Raw genomic sequence first — 19,550 nt, 5'->3', positions numbered from 1 at the left:
TCCAACGGTCAGCGGGCGGTGGCTGGTGTCAGTTGTTTCGGGTGCGCGCAGAAGAGTTGGTTGCGGGTGTGGAGTTGCGTGGTGATGTCCAGGGCGGGGAGCAGGGCGGGGGCCTCTCGGCGGGGGTCGGTGCCGTCCGCTTTCGCGAGGAGGTAGGCGAGGGAGGCTGTGAGCCAGCGGGTGTCGCCTGGGGGTGTGCCGAAGAGGGGGTGGGTGGGGTTGGCCCACCAGAGGAGGAGGGCGCAGGCGGCGGCGTGGAGGTACGCGAAGCGCTCGGCTGCGTCTATCAGGCCGGTGTCCCGGTCGGCCTTTGTCATGTCCTCGGCGAGTTGGGTGAGGGTGGTGGTGAGGCGGGTGATGAGGGTTGCGGTCGTTCGGTCGCACTGGGTGGTGAGTTGGGGTGCCAGATCGAACAGGGCTGTGGTTATGGGGGAGTTGCCTCGGGCCGTCAGGTCCAGGTGGTCGGGGGTGTATGGGGGGAGGGGTTCTGTGAGGTCGAAGAGCTTGCGTATGGGGTGGTGCTCTTCGTGGGCGGTTGCTGCGCCGTGGGGGCTTGTCGCGCAGTTCCCCGCACCCCTGGGTGGGTTTCCCTGGGCCAGTGTCGGTAGTTGGGCCGCGTAGGCGCGGAGGTTGGCCAGGGGACTGGTGTCCACGACTCTCACGATGGACGCGTCTCGTTGGAGTTTCTGGAACAGGCCGTCGCCCGGGCCCTCCGTGCGGAGTACCGCGCGGGTTGCCAGGACCGTGGCGCAGCGGCGGATCAGGTCGTCGGTGTTCTCCGCGACCACGTGTTTGGCGGCGCAGCCCCAGACGCTGAACACCTCCGGGAAGACGTGGATGCCCCGGGCGGCGGTCAAGGCCGTGACGTCCGCTGCGAGGAGTGCTGCCGACGCGATCGCCAACTCCCGTCGGGGATACGGCGATTCGCGTACCGTCGTACGGCCCACCTGGCGGGCCGTCGCGAAGTCCAGGGCCAGCCGGAGGGCCGTGTCGGCGCAGCCGAGGCTGCCGGCCATGCTCATCACCCGGACCACCTGCTGGGCCTTCATGACGGACTCCAGGGCCTGGCCCTCGTGGCCCACCAACGCCTCGGCGGGGACGGGAAGTTGGTCGAAGCGGAGGTGGGCGAAGTCGATTCCGCGCATCCCGGAGGCCGGAACGGCCGGGCTGCGCTTCACGTCTTCGGAGAGGTCGAGCAGCACGGCCGAGAACGCCCCCGGGCCTCGCCCGCCCGTCCGCGCCACGAGGTACAGGGCCTCGCAGCGGTGGCCCAGGCCGACCATCCACTTCTCGCCCGTCAACTCCCAGCCGTCAGAGGTCGGTTCGAGGCGGGCCGTGTTGGCGAGCAGGTCGCTGCCGTGCTCCGCCTCCGACAGGGCGAAGCCCACCGCGCCGCCCCTCGCGAGGATCTCCGCCGCATGCTTCCGCTGCTCCGGCGAGCCGTGCAGTGCCAGGCAGGTCGCCGCGGTGATGCCGAACATCGTGGCCGGCATGATGTTGAGGTCCCGGCGGGCGGCGGTGCGGACCAGGACCATGCTGTGCTCGAAGGACTCGAACCGGCCGCCCCATTCCCTCGGCAGGTAGTTGAGATGGAAGCCCGCCGTGCGCAGTGCGCCGCTCAGCTCTTCGGGGAACGCGTCCCGTTCGTCCCGGCGGACGGCCGCCGCGAATCCGTACGGGTTGTCCGCGTCGTACGGATCGCCCAGCAGGCGCTCGATCTCCTCGGCGGTCGGCGACGCACTCATCGGGTCCCTTCCAGCGCCGCCCGCGGTTCCAGGGGGACGGGGCGGTAGTCGGCGGCCGACGCGGGGATCCGTACGCCGGAGACGCGGAGGTGGGCCAGGCGGGTGTGGAACGCGGCGCCGCGCATGAGGTGGTGGGCCACGTCCGCGACCCGGCGGTTGCCCGGGGCCTTGAGATAGCTGGCGGTGACCCAGTCGTTGAACGCGCCCATCGCCGGGCCGCACCACACCTGGTAGTCGAGCACGCGATCCGGATCGCCCACCGTCGACCAGCGGGACGCCATCCCGAGGTACCAGCGGAACACCAACGCCATCCGCCGCTTCGGGTTCTCGGCGGCGCGAGCCAGTTGTTCGGGGTCACGGCGGCCGAAGTAACCGACGCACTCCTGCCAGACGTCGTCCAGCGGGCGGCGGATGATCTGCGTCTCCAGCCGGGCGCGCTCGCTGTCGGGCAGCGCCTCCAGGCCGTCGTACGTCTGGTACAGCTCGTACAGGCGCTTGGCGCGCATGGGGAAGAGCGTGCCCTTCTTCAACACCTGGAGTTCCACGCCCATTTCGAACATGTCGGCGGCCGGCGCCATCTCACAGTCCGCGATACCCGCGTCCGCCAGCAGTGCCTTCGTCGGCTTCGACGCGCCCGACTCCACGCACGACTGGTTGACCGAGCCGGTGACGACATAGGCGGCGCCCATGGTGAACGCCGCCGCGACCGAGGAGGGACAGCCGAGGCCGCCCGCCGCGCCGACCCGGATCGGGGTGGGATAGCGGTGGTCGTGCTGGACCGTGTCGCGCAGGCGGAGGATCGTCGGGAGGAGGGCGGTGAGGGGGCGGCGGTCTGTGTGGCCGCCCGAGTCGCCCTCGACCGTGATGTCGTCGGCCATCGGGACGTATTTGGCCAGGTCGGCCTGGTCCGCGGTGATCAGACCCTGGGCTTGGAGGGCACTCACCACTGCTGCCGGCGCGGGGCGCATGAAGCGTTCCGCCGTCTCCGGGCGGGAGATCTTGGCGATCAGGCGGTGAGCGGCCACGACCTCGCCGGACGGGCCCCGGCGCAGGCCTGCCAGGCGGTAACGCACCACGTGCGGGCTGAGGTTCATGAAGGCCGATGCCTCCACGCACCGCACCCCGTGGCGCAGGAACAGCTCCACCGCTTCCCGCTCCAGGCGTTCCTCGCTCGGGCTGTGGATCAGATTGACGGCGTACGGCAGTCCCGGGATCTCGGCGGCGAACCGGGTGAGCGCCTTCTCGATGGTCTCGGGCAGCAGGCCGGCCGCCCCGTACGAGGCGAGGAAACCCTCTCTGGCCAGGGCGATCACCAGATCGGCGGAGGCGATGCCGCCCGCCATCGCGCCCGCCATGTAGGCGTACCGGACGCCGTGCGCGGAGAGGAACGCGGGGGAGCCGAGGGCGCGTGGGGGAAGGGGGCCGGCGGCGGCCAGCAGGGGGAGTCCGTCTCCCGGCGTCGCCCCGCCGCCGGAGACGGCGCCTATGCCGGTCGGTGTGCGGACGACGAAGGTGGGCCGGTCGAGGTCGGCGAGGGACTGGTAGATGCCGGCCGGGTCGGTGCCGGGGCTGCTGTCTCCGTACCACCGCAGAGGAGTGGTCTGGGTGTGCATGGTCGGGGTCGTCTCCTCTGAGCCGGTCAGACGGCCTGGTCGCGGATGGTGTCGGGGCCGACCTCGATGGCCACGTCGGTGAGTTCGTAGATGCGCAGCCCCGGCTTCCACAGGTCGGCGTCCGCGATCACCACGAGCCGCTCACCGTCCCGGCGGACCTCCTTGACGTGCACGTCGAACCTCAACTCCCCGTCGTGGCGCAGGATCTGGCCCCGGTACTTCCAGCTGGTGGGTATGTCCACGGCCAGGCCGAACCGGGGGTTCTCGATCCCCTCGGCGAGGCCCTGCTCCAGCACGAACAGGCGCATCCCCTGGAGGATCGCCTCCACGCCGAGCGAGCCGGGCATCACCGGGTCGCGGTGGAAGTGGCAGTCGAAGTACCACTCGTCGGGGCGGACCTGGCGGTATCCGTGGAGGTATCCGGCGCCGTGCCTGCCGCCGTCCGTGACCAGGTCCACGCGGTCGACGAGGTGGAAGTGACCGCCGGGAAGATGCAGCCGCCCGCCGGTCGGGTCGGTGAACGCGGGTGCGTCGTCGGGGAGTTCGATACGGCGGACGCGGGAGGCGTCCGGCTTCTCCTGCTCGATCCACGGCGCGACGTACGTGCCGTTGTCCAGGCCGACCTGGTTGGTGAGCGCGGCCTCGCTGAAGTAGCCGAAGAGTGACTCGCCGGTGTAGAAGACCTCGCCGTCAGCGGAGAGTTCGTACCGGAAGTTCTGAAGTACCGCGCCGGACACGGCACTTGTCATCAGGAGCGTGGAGTGGTGCCGGATGGTCTTGCCGCGCAGGTCGATGTCCTTGACGTAGGTCGCCCTGCCGTCGAGGTTGCGGATCGAGTACTCGGTCTCCGGCTGCTTGAGGGTGGCGCCCAGGTAGTAGCCGTTGAGGATGGCTGCCTGGAGCGAGGTCTCCATCAGGACGCAGTTGGGCAGGTGGGGGTGCGCGTTCTCGCGGTAGTACCAGGCGTCCGCCGGTGAGTCGTACTCCGTGACCATCTCCGCGCCCGGTTTCAACTCGCCTCGTGTGCCGGTGAGTTGCATGATGCGGTCCACGAACTGGAAGTCCCCGTTGGGGATGTACGGAGCCCGGCTCTCCTTGTACACGTCGAACTCGGGGCCCATCGCCGTGCCGAGGTCGCCCTTCGCGGCGTGCGCGAGGTGGAGTTCGTTGATCAGGGCGGGCTCGCCGTCGCGGTTGCGTCGGCCCAGGAACTCCGGGATGCCGCCGGGGCCGGCCCGGTAAGGCGTACCGTCCTTCTCGCGGATCTGGATGCCGAAGTTGCGCATCCGGATCACCGCCTTGTCTCCCAGGTACACGAGGACGTCGGCGATCACGGAGGGGCGCGGCAGCAGCGTCAGCTCCATGACCTCGATCTCGTACCGGATCTCCCGGTGCTGGGGCGTGATCTGGCCGCGGACCTGTACCTCCGTCTCCAGTCCGACGATCGTCTGGAAGCGGGCGTCGGGCAGGACAAGGTGCATGCCCTGGTGGAGCAGATACGCCTGGAGCGTCTGGACGGCGCCCTCCGCGACCATCGACCCGGCCAGCACCGGATCGTCGGGGAAGTGGCACTCGAAGTACCAGGCGTCCGGCTCCAGTTGCTTGCGCGCGGTGATCGCACCGAGGCCGCGCGGCCCGCCCGTACGGTCGATCAGGATCTCGTCGACCATGCGCAGTCGGGCGTCGGGCAGCCGCAGCGCCGGGTTGAGGCCGGCGTCCTGGGCGTGGTGCGGTCCGAACACCTCACCGGGCTTCCCGGCGGCCAGCAACTCGAGGTCGGCGGGAGTGAGTTGGTTCTTGTCGGTGTCGGCCAGCGGTTTGAAGGAGGCCCTGGTCAGTGCGGCGCGTCGCTTCCGGTCCCGCTCGGTGACGACCACACCCAGCGGCGTGTCGAGTTCGGCCTGGGTGAAGAACCCGGCGCTGGCGTCCTTGAGTTCGAGGATCAGCTCGCCGTCGGCGTAGCAGAGGTAGCTGAAGAAGAAGAGGGTGGTGTCGCCCTGGCGGACGAAACGGTTGATCGAGATGTCGTAGCGCAGGGTCTGACCGGTTCGCGGCAGGTCGCCGTGGAAGACGAGAGTGCTGTCGAGGAGCCGGTAGACCCGCTCGCCCTTGTTGCGGAAGTCGATGCCGAGATAGCTGATGAGGAGGAGGTCGCACTGGCCCGCCTCGATGGCCACGGCCGGCGGCACCCCACCGTCCACCGCGTACCAGGCGTCCTCCGGCACGTCGTACTCGGTGCGGATGAAGGACGGTTCGTAGACGCCCGTCTCGGCCCGGAGGTCGGTGACCCGGGTGACGAAGTGGTACGGGGGCGCGGGCAGCCGTACGCGCTTCGCGTAGCCGTCGATGTCCGCGAACTCGGGGCCGAACACGTCCGTGATCCGGCCGGTGGCGAAGGCGAGGAGCTGCTTCTCGTCCCAGATGACTCCGGGGGCCTTGGGGGGAGTGGTGGGGTGGGGTGCGGCTTCGAGGGCGGCGGGCGGGGGCGGGCCGCTGGGGAGCGCGGGTGCCTGCGGCGGCGGTGGGGTGGTGGGTGCTGTGGTCGGCGTGGGTGTGAAGACGCCTTCGAGCAGTGCCTCCGTACGGGCCAGGGTGTTCTCCTGGAGGACGCGCTGTGTCTCCATCACGACCGAGTGCGTGGCCACCATCTGCTGCCGGATCTCCCGTACGAGATCGGCGGCGGGGTTGCCCGACGACCACTCGGCGGACGGAACGGGGGCCGGTGTCGGAGTCGGTCGCTCGCGTACGACGGACGGGTGCACCGGTGCCGGAGTGGGCGCGGTCGATTCCGCCCAGGGCAGGAAGGCGATCGGTTCGCCGTCGAAGGTGATGACCTCGATGTCGTCGAGGCTCGGGTCGGCGGGCATCGGGGCGGGTACCTCCAGCGAGACGGCCGCCGTACGGGCGGGTTGGGCGTCCTTGACGTCAACTGGCGGGATGGCGGGCTCCGTTGAGCCGCGTACGGACACCGCACCGGCGTGTGCGGGCTCGGGTCGGACGGCAGCGCTGGTGATCGGCGAGGCGGCGGCCGCCCGTGCCGCGATGCCCGCAGGGATGGGTGCGCCGCCGCCGACCGGTACCCGCAGCCGGGCCGGTCGGACGGTGCTGGGCGTCGGGTCCGGGCCGAGCAGTGCGGCCAGGTCGACCGGCAGGCCGTGCGCGGTCAGGCGGGCCGCCAGCTGGGCCACGGAACGGGCGGCCGGGACACCGCGCCGGTCCACCGGCATCGCCACGTGTGCGGCGTCGCCGAGGGTGTCGTGCACCCAGCGGGTGCAGGTGGCGCCCGGTCCGACCTCGACGAAATACCGGAAACCACGGTCGTGGGCGGTGCGCACCAGACGCGGGAAGTCGATCGTGCCGCGCAGGGTCTGGGCGATCCGTCGGGCCACCTCCGACCGCTCCGACTCGGCCGCGGTCACCGAGCCGTAGTCGTAGGCGCTCAGCAGATCGAGGCCGTCCGGGGAGCCCGTCGGGTGGTCGTTGAGTTCGGCCAGGCCGGCCAACTCCCCGTCCACGACCGGGCAGTGCATCACGGAGCCGACCGGGGAGCGCGCCGACGGACAGCCCAACTCCTCGACCAGCTCACGGCATTGGGCGGGGTCACCCGCGATCACGGCCTCGCGAGGCGTGTTCACGTGGGTCAGGAACACCTTGTCGTAGGGCGTGTCGGGGCGGGAGAGCGCCGCCGTGATCCGGTCCGCGGAATCCAGCAGGACGAAGCTGCCCCACACCGCCTCGTCGGGCGTGTCCTCCGGCAGCCGCCACAGTTCGCGCACGGTACGGCGGGGCCCGGAGAGCCGGTCGCGGAACAGGGGAGTGGCGCTGATCCGGTCGTCCCGGCGCGCCGAGCGCTGCCAGCCCCCGGTGGCGAACAGCATGCTGCTCTCGCCCAGGCTGTACCCGAACGCGCCGTGCGCCCGCACGCCGAGCAGCTCGCGCACCAGGTCGGTGTAGAGGATCGCGAAGGTGGTCCCGGTGGCGAGCATGAACGGGATGTCCTCGCCGAGCCTGCTCTCCAGCGCCATCAAGTCCCGTCGGTCAGGGGTGACTTGGGTACGCGGATAGAGCTGGGCCGCGCGGAAGAGCCGGTCCGGGGCGGTGGCTTCGGCCTCGAAGGCGTCGAGCAGGGAAGGGAAGGCACGGAAGAAGTCCTGGCCCAGACCCGGGTACGAGTTGAACGCGCCCGGATAGACCAGGGCGACCTTCCCCTCCGGGCCGATCGGCCGCGGCGCGAAGCAACTTCCTGCCGGGGTCGTCCACTCCTCGCCCTTCGCAGCCGCGCCCGGTAGGTCACGCGCCGCCAACTCCAGCTGCGTGCGCAGCTGTTCGGCGTCCCGGCCGACCAGGACGACACGCAGCGCGCTGCCCGGGAGGCGTTCGGCGGCGGCCCGGCCCAGTCGGTAGGGATCGGCGCCCTCGGCCAACAGCCCCAGATGCCGGTCCACCTCGGCGAGCAGCCCGTCGAGGTCGGCTGCGCCGAGCGGCAGCAGCACCGGGCCGCCGGCCCTGCGCCAGTCGCTGCGGGCGGCCTCGCCCCGGGTGCGGTCGGCGGACAGGACGACATGCGCATGCGCGCCGTCCGAGCCGATGGCACTGACGGCCGCGTACCGCCGTACCCCCTGCGCGGTCCGCAGCCAGGGCCGGGACGCGTCCGGCACATGGAACGCCGAGGCGGCGAAGTCTTCGGCGAGTTCCGGAGCGGGCCTGCGCCAGCCGGGCGCGCCGGGAACATAGGCGTGGTGCAGGCAGAGCACGGCACGCAGCAGGCCCGCCATCGCGGCGGCGGTCTGCGTGTCACCGAGCTGCGCCTTGGCGCTGCCCAGCGCCACCGTGCCGGAGCCCGCCGGATACACCTGGGCCAGCGCCGCCAGTTCGGCGAAGTCCTGCCCGGCGGTGCCACCCGCATGGGCCTCGACATAGCCGACATCGGCCGGGCCGATCCCGGCACCGGCCAGCGCCTGCCCGGCAGCCTCGGCGAGCACACCCGCATCGGCCTCCGGCAGGACCCCGCCGACGGGCGCGGCATGCCGCACGGCAACGGACTCGATCCGTGCGTATACGCGCCGCGCACCTGGACCCGTACCGCGACCCGCAGCCCCATCGGCACCAGCACCCGGACCCGCAGCCGCCCCGGCATCGGGGTTCGCATCCGCACTCGGACCCGCTTCCCGATCCGGAGCCGCGCCTCGGTCGGCTCCCGGCTCCGCCGCAGGGTCCACACCCCGACCCGCAGCCCCACCGGCACCCGGACCCGGAGCCAGCCCCGCACCTGGGGTCGTATCCGCACCGGCAGCCGCTCCTCGGTCGGTTCCCGGATCCGAATCGAATCCCGCAGCCCCACCGGCACCAGGACCCGGACCCGCAGCCGGCCCCGCACCCTGGTTCGCGTCCGCGTCCGGACCCGCGCCTCGGCTGGCGTCCGTAGCCGAACCCTCGCCTGCGCCTGCGCCTGCGCCCGCACCCGCGAGGGGACCCACACCCACCCCCGCCTCGGGACGCCTGACGACAACAGCCCCCGCGCCCTCGCCGATCCGTCGGCCCCGCTGCCCCTCCCCGAAGCTCAACCCCGCCCTGGACGCAGGCTTCTCGCCCCGCAGCAGCAGGTTCTCGGGCGAGCCCGCGAGATCCACCGCACCCACCAGCACCGCCTCAACGCTCTCGTCCAGCAACAGGAGTTGGGCGATCTGGAGTGCCTCGGCGGTGCCTGCGCCGTCCGACGAGACGGTGAAGGACGGGCCGGTGAGATTCCACAGGGAGGAGATACGGCTGGCCATGATGTTGCCGATGTAGCTCAGGACCTCGTTGGCGACGATCGGCTCGTGGACGCCTTCTCGCGCCACCGTGGCGAGTGCGGTGAGCTGAGTTTCCGTCAACTTCAGGCCGGCGTCGGTGTATGCGCGGCGGAGGAAGTCGCCGAGCCCGTAACGGGCCAGGTGCAGATGGGCACTTGGTTCGATCTCCATGGCCACGACCACCGCGATCCGGCGCGGCTCGGGCGCCCTGCGGCCCGCCGGTACCGTTCGGTCGTACCCCGCGTCGCGCAGCGCCTCGTCGGCGACCTTCGACATCAGGGCGTGCTGGAGGTTGTAGTTGCGCAGGTCGGCCGGGGGGATGCGATGGTCGGCCGGATCGACGTCGATCCGGTCCACGAAGCCGCCTTCGGGGAGCGCCGCCCGGTTCAGGCCCGCCCGCTCCAGCGTGCCGCCGGACGTGTCCTCCAGGCCGCGCCAGCGGTGTTCGGGCAGCGGGCGGAAGGCGTCGGTGCCGTCGTGCAGGGCGCGTTCGAAGGCGGTCACGTCCGTGAGGGTGCCGAAGTGCGCTCCGAGGCCTATGACTTCGAGGGCGGGGGGTACCACGGGCTCTGTGACCCCGGCCTCTGCGCTGTCCGGCCGTTCAGAGAGGACGACATGGGCGTTCGTGCCGCCGAACCCGAAGGCGGAGACCGCCGCCCGGCGCGGCCCCGGCCCTCTGTCGGGCCAGTCGCGGCCCGCCCGTACGACGGGCACCTCGCCCGTGCCCGGGGTGGTGAGCGGTTGGTCGATGCCGATCGTCGGCGGGAGATGCCCGTGCGCCATCGACAGGATCACCTTGAGGAGGCTGCTCAGCCCTGCCACGGTCAGGAGATGGCCGAGGTTGCCCTTCACCGAACCGAGCGGCGGGATCGTGCCCCGGGTGCCGAACCAGGCTGCGACCGACTCCGCCTCCGTACCGTCGCCCACGGGCGTCCCGGTGGCGTGGCACTCCAGGTAGTCCACCTGCTCGGGCCCGAAACCGGCCTGGGCGTAGGCGAGTTCGTACGAGCCGAGCTGTCCCGTCGGATTCGGTACGAGGAGATGGCGGCCGGCGCCGTCGTTCGACAGGCCGATGCCGTCGATCACCGCGTAGATCCGGTCGCCGTCCGCGACGGCGTCCGCGAGCCTGCGTACGGCGACCATGCCGGCGCCCTGGCCGGTGAGGATGCCGGTGGAGCGGGCGTCGAAGGGCTGGCTGACGCCGTTCTGGGGATAGGCGTGCAGGTCGGAGAAGGAGAGGTGGATGAGGGTGGGGTCGGGGGCGCAGACCCCGCCCGCCAACACCAGGTCCGCCTGGCCGGCGGCGAGATGGTCGCAGGCCAGCTTCAGCGCGTAGAGGGCCGAGGAGCACGCGGCGTCCAGGGCGTAGCGGGGGCCGCCGAGGCCCAGTGCGGTGGCTGCCAGTCGGGCGGGGGCGCCGCTCACCCGGGCGTCGGCCGGGGACACGGTGGCCGGGTCGAGCAGCGGGCCCGGTGCCGGTGCCGGGTGGCCGGATCGGCGCAGGCCCTCCAGGACGGCTTCGTGGACGAGGGGCAGGCTGATGCGGGCCGAGGCCGGGGTGGGGAAGGAGTAGTCGCCGACCACCAGACCTGTGCGGGCCAGCAGCTCCGGGCGGTCGTCGTGACCGCTGTCCCGCAGCGCCTCGCGGGCCACGTGCAGCGACCAGTGGAAGACCCGGTCGAGCCCGGCGAGATCCTCGGGGCGGAGCAGGAAACCGGTGGGATCGAACTCGAAGCCGGTGACGAAGCCGCCCCGGACACAGGTGATGGAGTGATCGGGATCCCTCGTGCCCGGGGCTCCCTTCATACCGTCGCCGTCGCCGTCGGCGGTGGCGCCGAAGACCTCCGGCCCGCCCTCCGTACGGCTGTCGACACCCGCGCGGAGGTTGTCCCAGAACGCGCCGGGAGTGTCCGCCCCGGGGAAGAGGCAGGAGATTCCGACGATCGCGAACTTGCTGCTGCTCATTGAGGCTGTTCCCTCCAGAGATCCGGGGGCCCGGCGGAAGGCCGCAGAGGCCCTCCGCCGGGGTGACCACCGGTCCGGTCGTCGGCTCAGCGGCTCGCGAACTTGGCGGCCAGCTGCGGGGTGGACACAAGGGAAACTCCTGTGAACCGAGTCAACACCCGGCCATCGGGAGCGCACGCCGTCACTGTGAGCGCAGCGGACGTACGATTCCCGCTCCCGTTCCCGTTCACAGAGGCCGGGTCAGGCTCCACCACCACGACGAACGGCTCCCCGTCCGGCAGCGCCTCGTACAGATCGACCCGTGCCACCCCCATCGGCAGACTCGCCGTGTCCCGGTGCCGCCGCATCCACACCAGCGCGGCCTGGAGCAGCAGATCGGCGGTACCGGGCGCGTACCGGACCGTCCCGAACGCACCGCCCGCCGACCGGTGTTCGACCAACGCGCACTCCAGGACCAACCGGTCCGCGCCCGACGCCAGCACCCGCCGCAGCCCGCGCAGCGACGCCCCGTGGAAGAGCGTGCCGTCGGCGTAGAACACCTGCGCGTCACTGCCGCCGCCCAGCGCGGGCAGCCCGGCCACCCGCCCCGGCACCTCGGCACCGGCGTCGCCCAGGGTCACCCGGGCCGCGTAGTGCGGCCGTACGGTGCCGTCGGCGTCGGTCGAGCGGATCGTGACGTCGGCCTCGGCGCCGTCGGGCGTCGGATCTACGGAGAGCTGGAAGGGCCCGCCGACGCCAGCGCCCCCACCGCTGCCGCCACCGTCGAAGACCACGCCCTTGTGGACCGCGAAGTCCCGCACCTGCGCGACCGTGCCGCCGGTCAACCGCTCCACCGCACCGGCCGCCCAGCCGAGGGCGGCGGCGGCCGGCAGCACCGGCACGTCCCCGATGACATGGTCCGCGACGAGCGGATCGGCGACCAGGTCCGTGAGATCCCGTTCCAGTACGGCCGTCGAGGTGGGCGCGGTGCGCTCGCGCGCCGACAGAGGCGTGGTCGGTCCGAGCACCGTGACCACATCGCCGGCTCGCTCCGGGGCGAACTGCTCGGTGAACATCAGCGTCCCGGTCCCCACCGGGATCAGTGCGATGCCCCGCTCCTGGAACACCGCCTTGATCTGCGGCGACACCATGCCGCTGTCCCAGGCACCCCAGTTGAGGGCGGTCACACGGGCCTCCGGGTGGCTGCGCCGGAAGGCGGCGGCCCAGGCGTTGAGCACCTCGTTGGCCATCGCGTAGTCCGACTGTCCCCGGTTGCCGAAGAACCCGGCGACCGAGGAGAACAGCACCACGTGCCGCAACCTCTCGGCGGGCAGCGCGGCCACCACCGAGCGCAGCCCGCCCAGCTTGACCGAGAAGACCCGGTCGATCTCCGCCGCCTTCTTCGCGGCGATCAGCTGGTCCGCGAGCACACCGGCCCCGTGGACGAGACCCGTGATCCGCTCCTTGTACGGGGCCAGCGCGGCGGCGGTCGCGACGGCGTCGCCGATGTCCACGGCCACGTACTCGACCTCGCTGCCCGCCGCCCGGATCTCCGCGAGCGTCGAACGGACCTCACGCTCACCCACCACGGCCTGGTACAGCTGCTCGACCCGCTTCGGCGTCGGCTTCTCGCCCGCCCGCTTCAACTGGTCCACGGCTGCGGCCTTCAGCGCGGCGGCATCGGCCAGCCCGCGCGCCCACTCGGGTTCCTCGCCGAGCGCCGTCCGGCCGAGCAGCAGCAGGCCGGGCCGGTGCGCGGCGGCCAGGGCCACCGTGCAGCGGGCGGTGATCCCGCGCCCGCCGCCGGTCACGACGAGCAGGTCGTCGGGGCCGAGGGCGGGGGCCGACGCGGTCGGGCGTACCCCCGCGCCGGGGGTGAGGTCGAGGGTGAGGCCGACCCGGCGCGTCCCGTCGCGGCCGACCTGGACCGGGCCGGCGCCCGCGTCGTACACCTCCTCCAGGACCAGTTCCGCCGCCTCCGCCGAGCCCAGGGTGGGGGCGAGATCGACGGCCCGGCAGAACAGCTCGGGTGCCTCGACGGCCAGCGTCTTGACCAGACCGCCGACACCGCCGGCGGGCACCGCGTCCTCGTCCACCCCGCCCAGCCCGAAGGTTCCGTCGAGCCGGGTGACGGTGACGAACGCGGCCCGGTGACCGCTTGCGGCGGCCTTGGTCAGCGGGCCCACCGCATGCTTGGCGATGAGGAGGGAGTGCGCCAGCCTGCGTACGCCCTCGGCCCAGGGCAGCTGGTCGGCCGCGGCGAACCCGAGCACGAGGTGCACCCGCTCGTCGCCCAACTCCTCGAACCGGGCGGCGAGTTCACTCGCTCCCCAGCCGGACAGGGGCAGATCCGTCGCCCCAGTGATCCGCTGGGCGACGCCGGGCAGCCGCAGCACCCGCACCCGCCACCCCGTCGAGACGAGCCGCGCGGCCGAGGCCTCGGCGACCGCACTGCCGTCGTCGACGACCACGGCGGCGGCACCCAGCGGATAGGCGTCGACGAGCCGGTCCGGCGTCGGCAACTCGGCGAGGGACGCCTGTCCACGGCCGAGCGCGCCCGGCGCGGTGACGGGCGCAACCTCGGGAACAGGCTGCGGGACCGAGTGCGGGACCGGCGGCTCCACGGCAGGGGACGGGGAAGCGCCCGTGCCGGTCGGCGCGCCGGACAGCCCGGCGACGAAGCCCACGATGTCGCCCAACGTCCGCAGTTCCGCGAGCTGTTCGGGTCCGACTGGGGTCGGGCTCGGAAACTGCTCCTGGAGGACGCCCATGATTTCGACGCGTTTGATGGAGTCGATGCCGAGATCCGCCTCGACGTCCATGCCGAGGTCGAGCATCTCGGCCGGGTAGCCGGTCTTCTGCGACACCACGTCGAGAAGGGCACCGCGTACGGCGTCACCGTCGACGACAGGAGCTTTGGATGCGGCGGGGGTTGAGGCCGAGGCGCTGGAACCACCGTTGAGACTGAGCATGAAGCCGACGATCTCGTTCAACGTCCGCAGTTCCGCGAGTTGTTCGGGTCCGACGGGGGTGGGGCTCGGGAAGCGTTCCTGGAGGACGCCCATGATTTCGACGCGTTTGATGGAGTCGATGCCCAGGTCGGCCTCGACGTCCATGTCCAGGTCCAGCGTCTCCGCCGGGTACCCCGTCTTGTCCGACACGACCCCGAGCAGCACGTCCGCCACGTCCTGCGCGCCGATCGCCTCGGCAACCTGGACTCCGTCCTGGACCTGAGGAGCGAGGCTGCTCGAACCACCGAGACTGAGCACGAAGCCGACGATCTCGTTCAGCGTGCGGAGTTCCGCGAGTTGTTCGGGTCCGACGGGGGTGGGGCTCGGGAAGCGTTCCTGGAGGACGCCCATGATTTCGACGCGTTTGATGGAGTCGATGCCCAAGTCAGCCTCCACGTCCATGCTGAGGTCGAGCATCTCGGCCGGGTAGCCGGTCTTCTGCGACACCACGTCGAGAAGCGCCGCCTGTACGTCGTCCGCGGTGACGTCGGTCGAGGGAGGCTCGGAAGCAACCGGTGCCTCGACAGGCGTAGGCGCAGGGAGGGAAACAGGGAGGGAAACAGGGGCAGGAACGACCGGCGCCGCGACCGCGGCCGGAGCCACGGGGGCCGCCGGCACCGCCGGAGCAGTCGGCGTCAGCGTGCCGATCTCCATGGCGGCCAGGTCCCGCAGGATCTCGTTGGCCCGCAGATGCGTGCGCCCGATGGCCAGTCCGTGTTCCTTCACGGTGGCCACTCCGGGGATCACCGCATCGACTCTGCCCTGCTCGTCGGCCCGCTCCAGGATGCCCATCAGGCGCTGGGCGCTGTTCAGTTGGCCCTGGAGATAGTCGTCGTGCAGGGCCAGATGGTCGGCGATCAGTCCGGAGAGCCGGTCGGTGCCCGGGGCGGTTGTCCGGTCGTGTTCTTCCACGGGCTCGCTCTCCAGGATGTGGGCGGCGGGAACGGGCGGCGCGGCGGGCGCCGACGGCTGGGCGACGGGTCGTACGGCTACCGCGGTCGAGGCGGGCAGGGGCGAGGTCACGGGTGAGGAGAGCGGCGGCGCGGGAACCCGCGCGACCACGGCACTTGGCACCGGCGCGGCCTCCCGGCGGGTGTCCACGACCCCGGCCCCACCACCGTCCCGGCCCACGCCCGTCACCCGGTAGCCGTTCTCCAGCGCCTCCCGGTACGCGTCCTTGCGGGCCTGCGGCACATGGTTGATGCCGTTGAGCGGTACCGTCATGCCCTTCACCGGCTCGACGGTCTCGGGCTCGGAGACATAGCGGTCGGTCGTGGCCAACGGCATTCCGAGTACGGCGAGTTGGGCGACGGCCCGCTTCAACGCCGTGTCGGCGTCCCCGCCGCTGCCCGGGTCGAGCTGGACCGCGAAGTGCTCGCGCTCGCCGAGGACGCGGTGCACCAGCTGGGTCAGCACACCCTTGGGGCCGAACTCGACGAACGTACGGAAGCCCGCCGCGTACATCTCCTCGACCCGGTCGGCGAACTGCACCGGCTTCACCAACTGGTCCACCAGAGTGCGTCTGTTGGCTTCGAGGTCCGAACCGTAGGCGGCCCCGGGGGAGTTGGCGAAGACCGGGCGGCGCGGTTCGAGGATGTGTGCGTCGGCGACAGAACTGCCGAAGGCGTCGACCGCGTGGGCGACGAACGGTGTGTGGAAGGCCGCCGACACCGGCAGCCGCAGAGCCCGCACGCCGGCCGCGCTCGCCGCCTCCACCAGCCGCTCCACGGCGTCGGTCGCACCGCCGACCACCACCTGGTCCGGCGCGTTGCGGTTGCAGACGGTCAACCCGGGGTGTGCGGCGAGGAGTTGCTCCACCTGTCCGGCGGAGGCGGTCACCGCGGCCATCGCCCCGGGGTCGAAGCCGGGCTCGGCGGGCGGTGCCATCGCGGCGCCCCGCGCCCGGGCCAGGGTGAAATACGTGTCGTCGTCGATCGAGCCGGCCGCCCACAGCGCCGCCAGCTCACCGAAGCTGTGGCCGAGGAACCCGTCGGCGTCGAAGCCCAGTTCGGCCAGATAGCGGAAGTGGCCGGCGGCCAGCGCACCGATGGCGGGCTGGGCGTACTCCGTGCGGCGCAGCGCGCCCTCCTGGGCCGTACGCGTCGCCTCGTCGAAGGCGGGCGGCGGGAACGCGACCCGGGACAAGGGGAGTTCGTGGTCCCCGAAGGCCGCGTTGGCCTGGTCGAAGGCCGCCCGCAGTGGGGGCAGCGCCAGGACTGCGGTCCGGCCGGGGGCGACGTACTGGCTGCCCTGCCCCGCGAACAGCGCGGCCACCTTCCCGGTGGGGGCGGCGGACCGGCGGAAGTAGATACCCCTGGGGTGCGTCCAGGAGTCGGCCTCGCCCCTGGCCCGCAGTTCGGTCACGGCGAGGGCGCGCAGCTCGGCGAGTTCCTCCCCGGTGCGGGCCACCAGGGCGAGCCGTGGATGGTTCGCCGGGGGCGGGGTCGGCTTTGGCCGCGCCGCTCCCTCCAGGGCCCGTACCAGCGCTTTCATGTCAGGTTCATGCCATACATGTATCCGGCTCACAGGGAACATCACCCGCAGGTCGTCCCCGTCGCCGTGCTCCTCCAGCACCAGATGGAAGTTGGTGCCGCCGAACCCGAACGAGGAGACTCCCGCCCGGCGTTGCGCCCTGCGCGGGTCACGGATCCACGGACGGGTCTGCGTGCCGACGTAGAAGGGGCTCTCGGGCCAGTCGAGCGCCGGGTTCGGGGTGTCCACGTTGATGGTGGGCGGCAGCAGCTTGTGGTGCAGGGCCAGCGCCAGCTTGATCATGCCGGCCGCGCCGGCCGCCGCCTTGGTGTGGCCGATCTGCGACTTCACACTGCCGACCGCCGCGAACTGCCGCTCCTCCGTGTGCTCCGACACCACCGCCGACAGCGCCGACAGCTCGGTCGCCTCGCCGACCGCCGTACCCGTGCCGTGCGCCTCGAACAGCTCGACCGAGGCGGGGGAGCAGTCCGCGTCCTCGTACGCGCGGCGCAGGGCGGCCATCTGGCCCTCCTTGCGCGGGGCGTAGATGGACTTGAACCGGCCGTCGCTCGACGAACCGATGCCCCGGATCACCGCGTAGATCCGGTTGCCGTCCCGCTCCGCGTCCGAGAGCCGGCGCAGCGCCAGCATGCCGATGCCCTCGCCGATGAGGGTGCCGTCCGCGCTCTCGTCGAACGGGCGGATGCGGCCGGCCTTGGAGAACGCGGGCGTCTTGCTGAAGCACAGGTACATGAAGATGGTGTTCTCGGCGTCGCAGCCGCCCACCAGCATCATGTCCGAGCGCCGCTCCAGCAGTTCGCTGACCGCGGCCTTCACCGCGCCCAGTGAACTGGCGCAGGCCGCGTCGATCGTCATGTTGGTGCCGCCCAGGTCGAGGCGGTTGGCGATCCGTCCGGCGACGACGTTGCCCAGCATGCCGGGGAAGGAGTTCTCCTCCCAGGGTGCGAACGCCAGCTTGAACTTCTCCGCGATCTCGTCGGCGTCCCGGTCCGAGAGCCCGCAACTGCGCACGACCTCCTTGAGGACCGGGGTCTGGAGCCGGGCCGACAGCGGCTGAGTGAGCTGGTTGGCGCCGGTCACCCCGAGCACCACCCCGGTCCGCGAGGCGTCGTACCACCGCTGGTCGGAGCCCGCGTCCCGGAGCAGATCGCGGGCCACGACCAGACTCAACAGCTGGAGGACGTCGGTGACTTCGAGGGTGTTGGGCGGCAGCCCGAACTCCAGCGGGTTGAACGGGACGGCCGGGATGAAGCCGCCCCGCTTCGAGTACGTCCTGTCGGGCGCGGACGGGTCGGCGTCGTAGTGCTCGGCCACACTCCAGTGGGTCTCGGGCACGTCCTCGATGCAGTCGGCGGCGGAGACCACGTTGTCCCAGAAGGCGCGCAGATCACGCGACTTGGGGTACAGCGCGGACAGCCCGACGATCGCGATGGGGTCCCGGGCCAGCCGGCGGTCGAGTTCGGAAGGATGCGAAGCGTTCACGGGAGGCTCTCTTGGTCGGACGGCGGGGGAGATTCGCCCCGCAGCGGTTCGGAGGAACGGCGCATGACGCACGAGAGAAGAGGGGGAAGCGGGAGAGACGGGCTCGGTCAGGACGCCCGGAGCAGCGGTGCGATCACGCCGAGGGAGTCCGTGCGGGCGAGCATCGTGTAGTGGTCGCCGGGACAGCGGTACGTGGTGAGGCCGTGCGGCGCGAGCGGGCGCCAGCCGAGTGTGGGGTCGGCCGGGACCAGGCTGCGCTCGGCCTGCACCAGCGTCAGGGGCAGCGGCGCGGATCCGGGGTGGTGCGGTGCCGTCAGCCGGTTGTTGCGCAACAGGCCGTCGACGTACGTGTCGTAGAGCTTGCGCAGACCCGGCAGCGGGGTGTCGGGCAGCAGCGCCCCGGAGGCGGTCGCGGCGTCGAGGACGGCGGTCAGCCCGTCGTCCGTACCGCACCCGGCCAGCCGGTCCGGGTCGAGCACGACCGGCCTGCCCCGCTTGGCGCCCAGATACATGGCGAACCAGCTGAGCAGCAGCTCCGGCCGCAGCGCGTCGTCGGGCTGCTTGTACTCCTCGACCGGGGCGATGCTGTCCAGCAGCACCAGACGCGCGGGCAGCCGTGCGGCGGTCATCAGCCGGGTCGTCGCCAGTGCGAGCACCCCGCCGAAGGACCAGCCCGCCAGACTCCAACTCGCCTCCGCCGTAAGGCCGTTCTCCTGCCGCGACCGCTCCAGCGCGGCCAGCAGCAGGGATGCCAGGTCCTCCACGGTGGTCGCGGCCCGGCCCCCGGTGAGCGCCGCGTCCGCGTACTCGGGGACCGCCCCCAGGTCGAGCACGGTGAGCCCGGTGCCGTCCGGGAGCGCGCCCGCGAGCCCCTCGTACGTCTCGACGGCGAGGGCGCCCGGATGGACGACGTACACCGTGGGACCGCCGGACACGGCGGTCCGGAAGGTGCGGGCGACCGGCGGCGGACCCTTACGCGGTGGCCGCACGACGGCCGCACTCCTCGGCTATGTAGGCCGCCAGGTCCTTCACGGTCGGGTGGTACCAGAGGGTCGTGGTGCTCAGCTCGAAGCCGAGCCAGTTCTCCATCTCACCGGCCAGGATGAGCGCCTCGGTCGAGTCGAGGTCGAGTTCGTCGAAGTACACCTCGGGCGAGACCTCGCCCGTCGCCACGCCCATTCGGTGGGCGATCTTCTCGATCAGCCAGTCCTGGGCCTCACGAGCGGTGACTACGGCCATGGTGTGTCGTCCTTCCGTCGGGCGTGTTCTCGGAAATGGTCGATATGGACGGCAGCGCTTTTGTGACTGACTTCACGCGGGGTGCGGCAGAGAACAACCCGTCAGTAGACAGGTGCAGAAGGAATCCGGTCTGTCTGGTCCAGACATGTGCTTCCACATGAAAGGAGCTGCGTTCGGGAGTGGCCGCCCGAAGCATGCAGGTCACAGTCTTGCCAGCTTGTCGAATCCCGG

Annotated in this window: 6 protein-coding genes; all 6 read right to left on the bottom strand. The window is 71.7% G+C overall.

Translation table 11 applies throughout. The features are described 5' to 3' along the window. Positions 1 to 8: 8 nt before the first annotated feature. Entirely contained in the window at positions 9 to 1,745 is a 1,737-nt protein-coding gene (locus tag OG787_RS02270) for an acyl-CoA dehydrogenase family protein (protein WP_405534128.1), read from the bottom strand. Then, positions 1,742 to 3,358 carry a PfaD family polyunsaturated fatty acid/polyketide biosynthesis protein gene (locus OG787_RS02265; protein ID WP_405534127.1) on the bottom strand — a complete coding sequence of 539 codons (1,617 nt, stop codon included), beginning with the start codon at positions 3,356 to 3,358 and terminating at the stop codon, positions 1,742 to 1,744. The genes OG787_RS02270 and OG787_RS02265 overlap by 4 nt, the downstream gene beginning before the upstream one ends. Positions 3,359 to 3,384: 26 nt before the next feature. Beyond that, positions 3,385 to 11,115 carry a beta-ketoacyl synthase N-terminal-like domain-containing protein gene (locus OG787_RS02260; protein WP_405534126.1) on the bottom strand — a complete coding sequence of 2,577 codons (7,731 nt, stop codon included), beginning with the start codon at positions 11,113 to 11,115 and terminating at the stop codon, positions 3,385 to 3,387. Between the two features lie 86 nt (positions 11,116 to 11,201). Continuing rightward, positions 11,202 to 18,080, bottom strand: coding sequence for an SDR family NAD(P)-dependent oxidoreductase (locus tag OG787_RS02255; RefSeq protein ID WP_405534125.1), 6,879 nt, complete (start codon positions 18,078 to 18,080; stop codon positions 11,202 to 11,204). A gap of 107 nt (positions 18,081 to 18,187) precedes the next feature. Continuing rightward, a complete protein-coding gene (locus OG787_RS02250) occupies positions 18,188 to 19,069 on the bottom strand; it encodes a thioesterase domain-containing protein (RefSeq protein ID WP_369035694.1) in 882 nt (293 codons plus the stop codon). Next, positions 19,053 to 19,319, bottom strand: coding sequence for an acyl carrier protein (locus OG787_RS02245; protein ID WP_105968940.1), 267 nt, complete (start codon positions 19,317 to 19,319; stop codon positions 19,053 to 19,055). Before OG787_RS02245 ends, OG787_RS02250 begins: the two co-directional genes overlap by 17 nt. Positions 19,320 to 19,550 lie beyond the last annotated feature (231 nt).

Source organism: Streptomyces sp. NBC_00075, assembly GCF_045041225.1.
Lineage (GTDB): Bacteria > Actinomycetota > Actinomycetes > Streptomycetales > Streptomycetaceae > Streptomyces > Streptomyces adonidis.
Note: the sequence above shows the minus strand (reverse complement) of the source record. Positions and strands in the feature narration are given on the sequence as shown.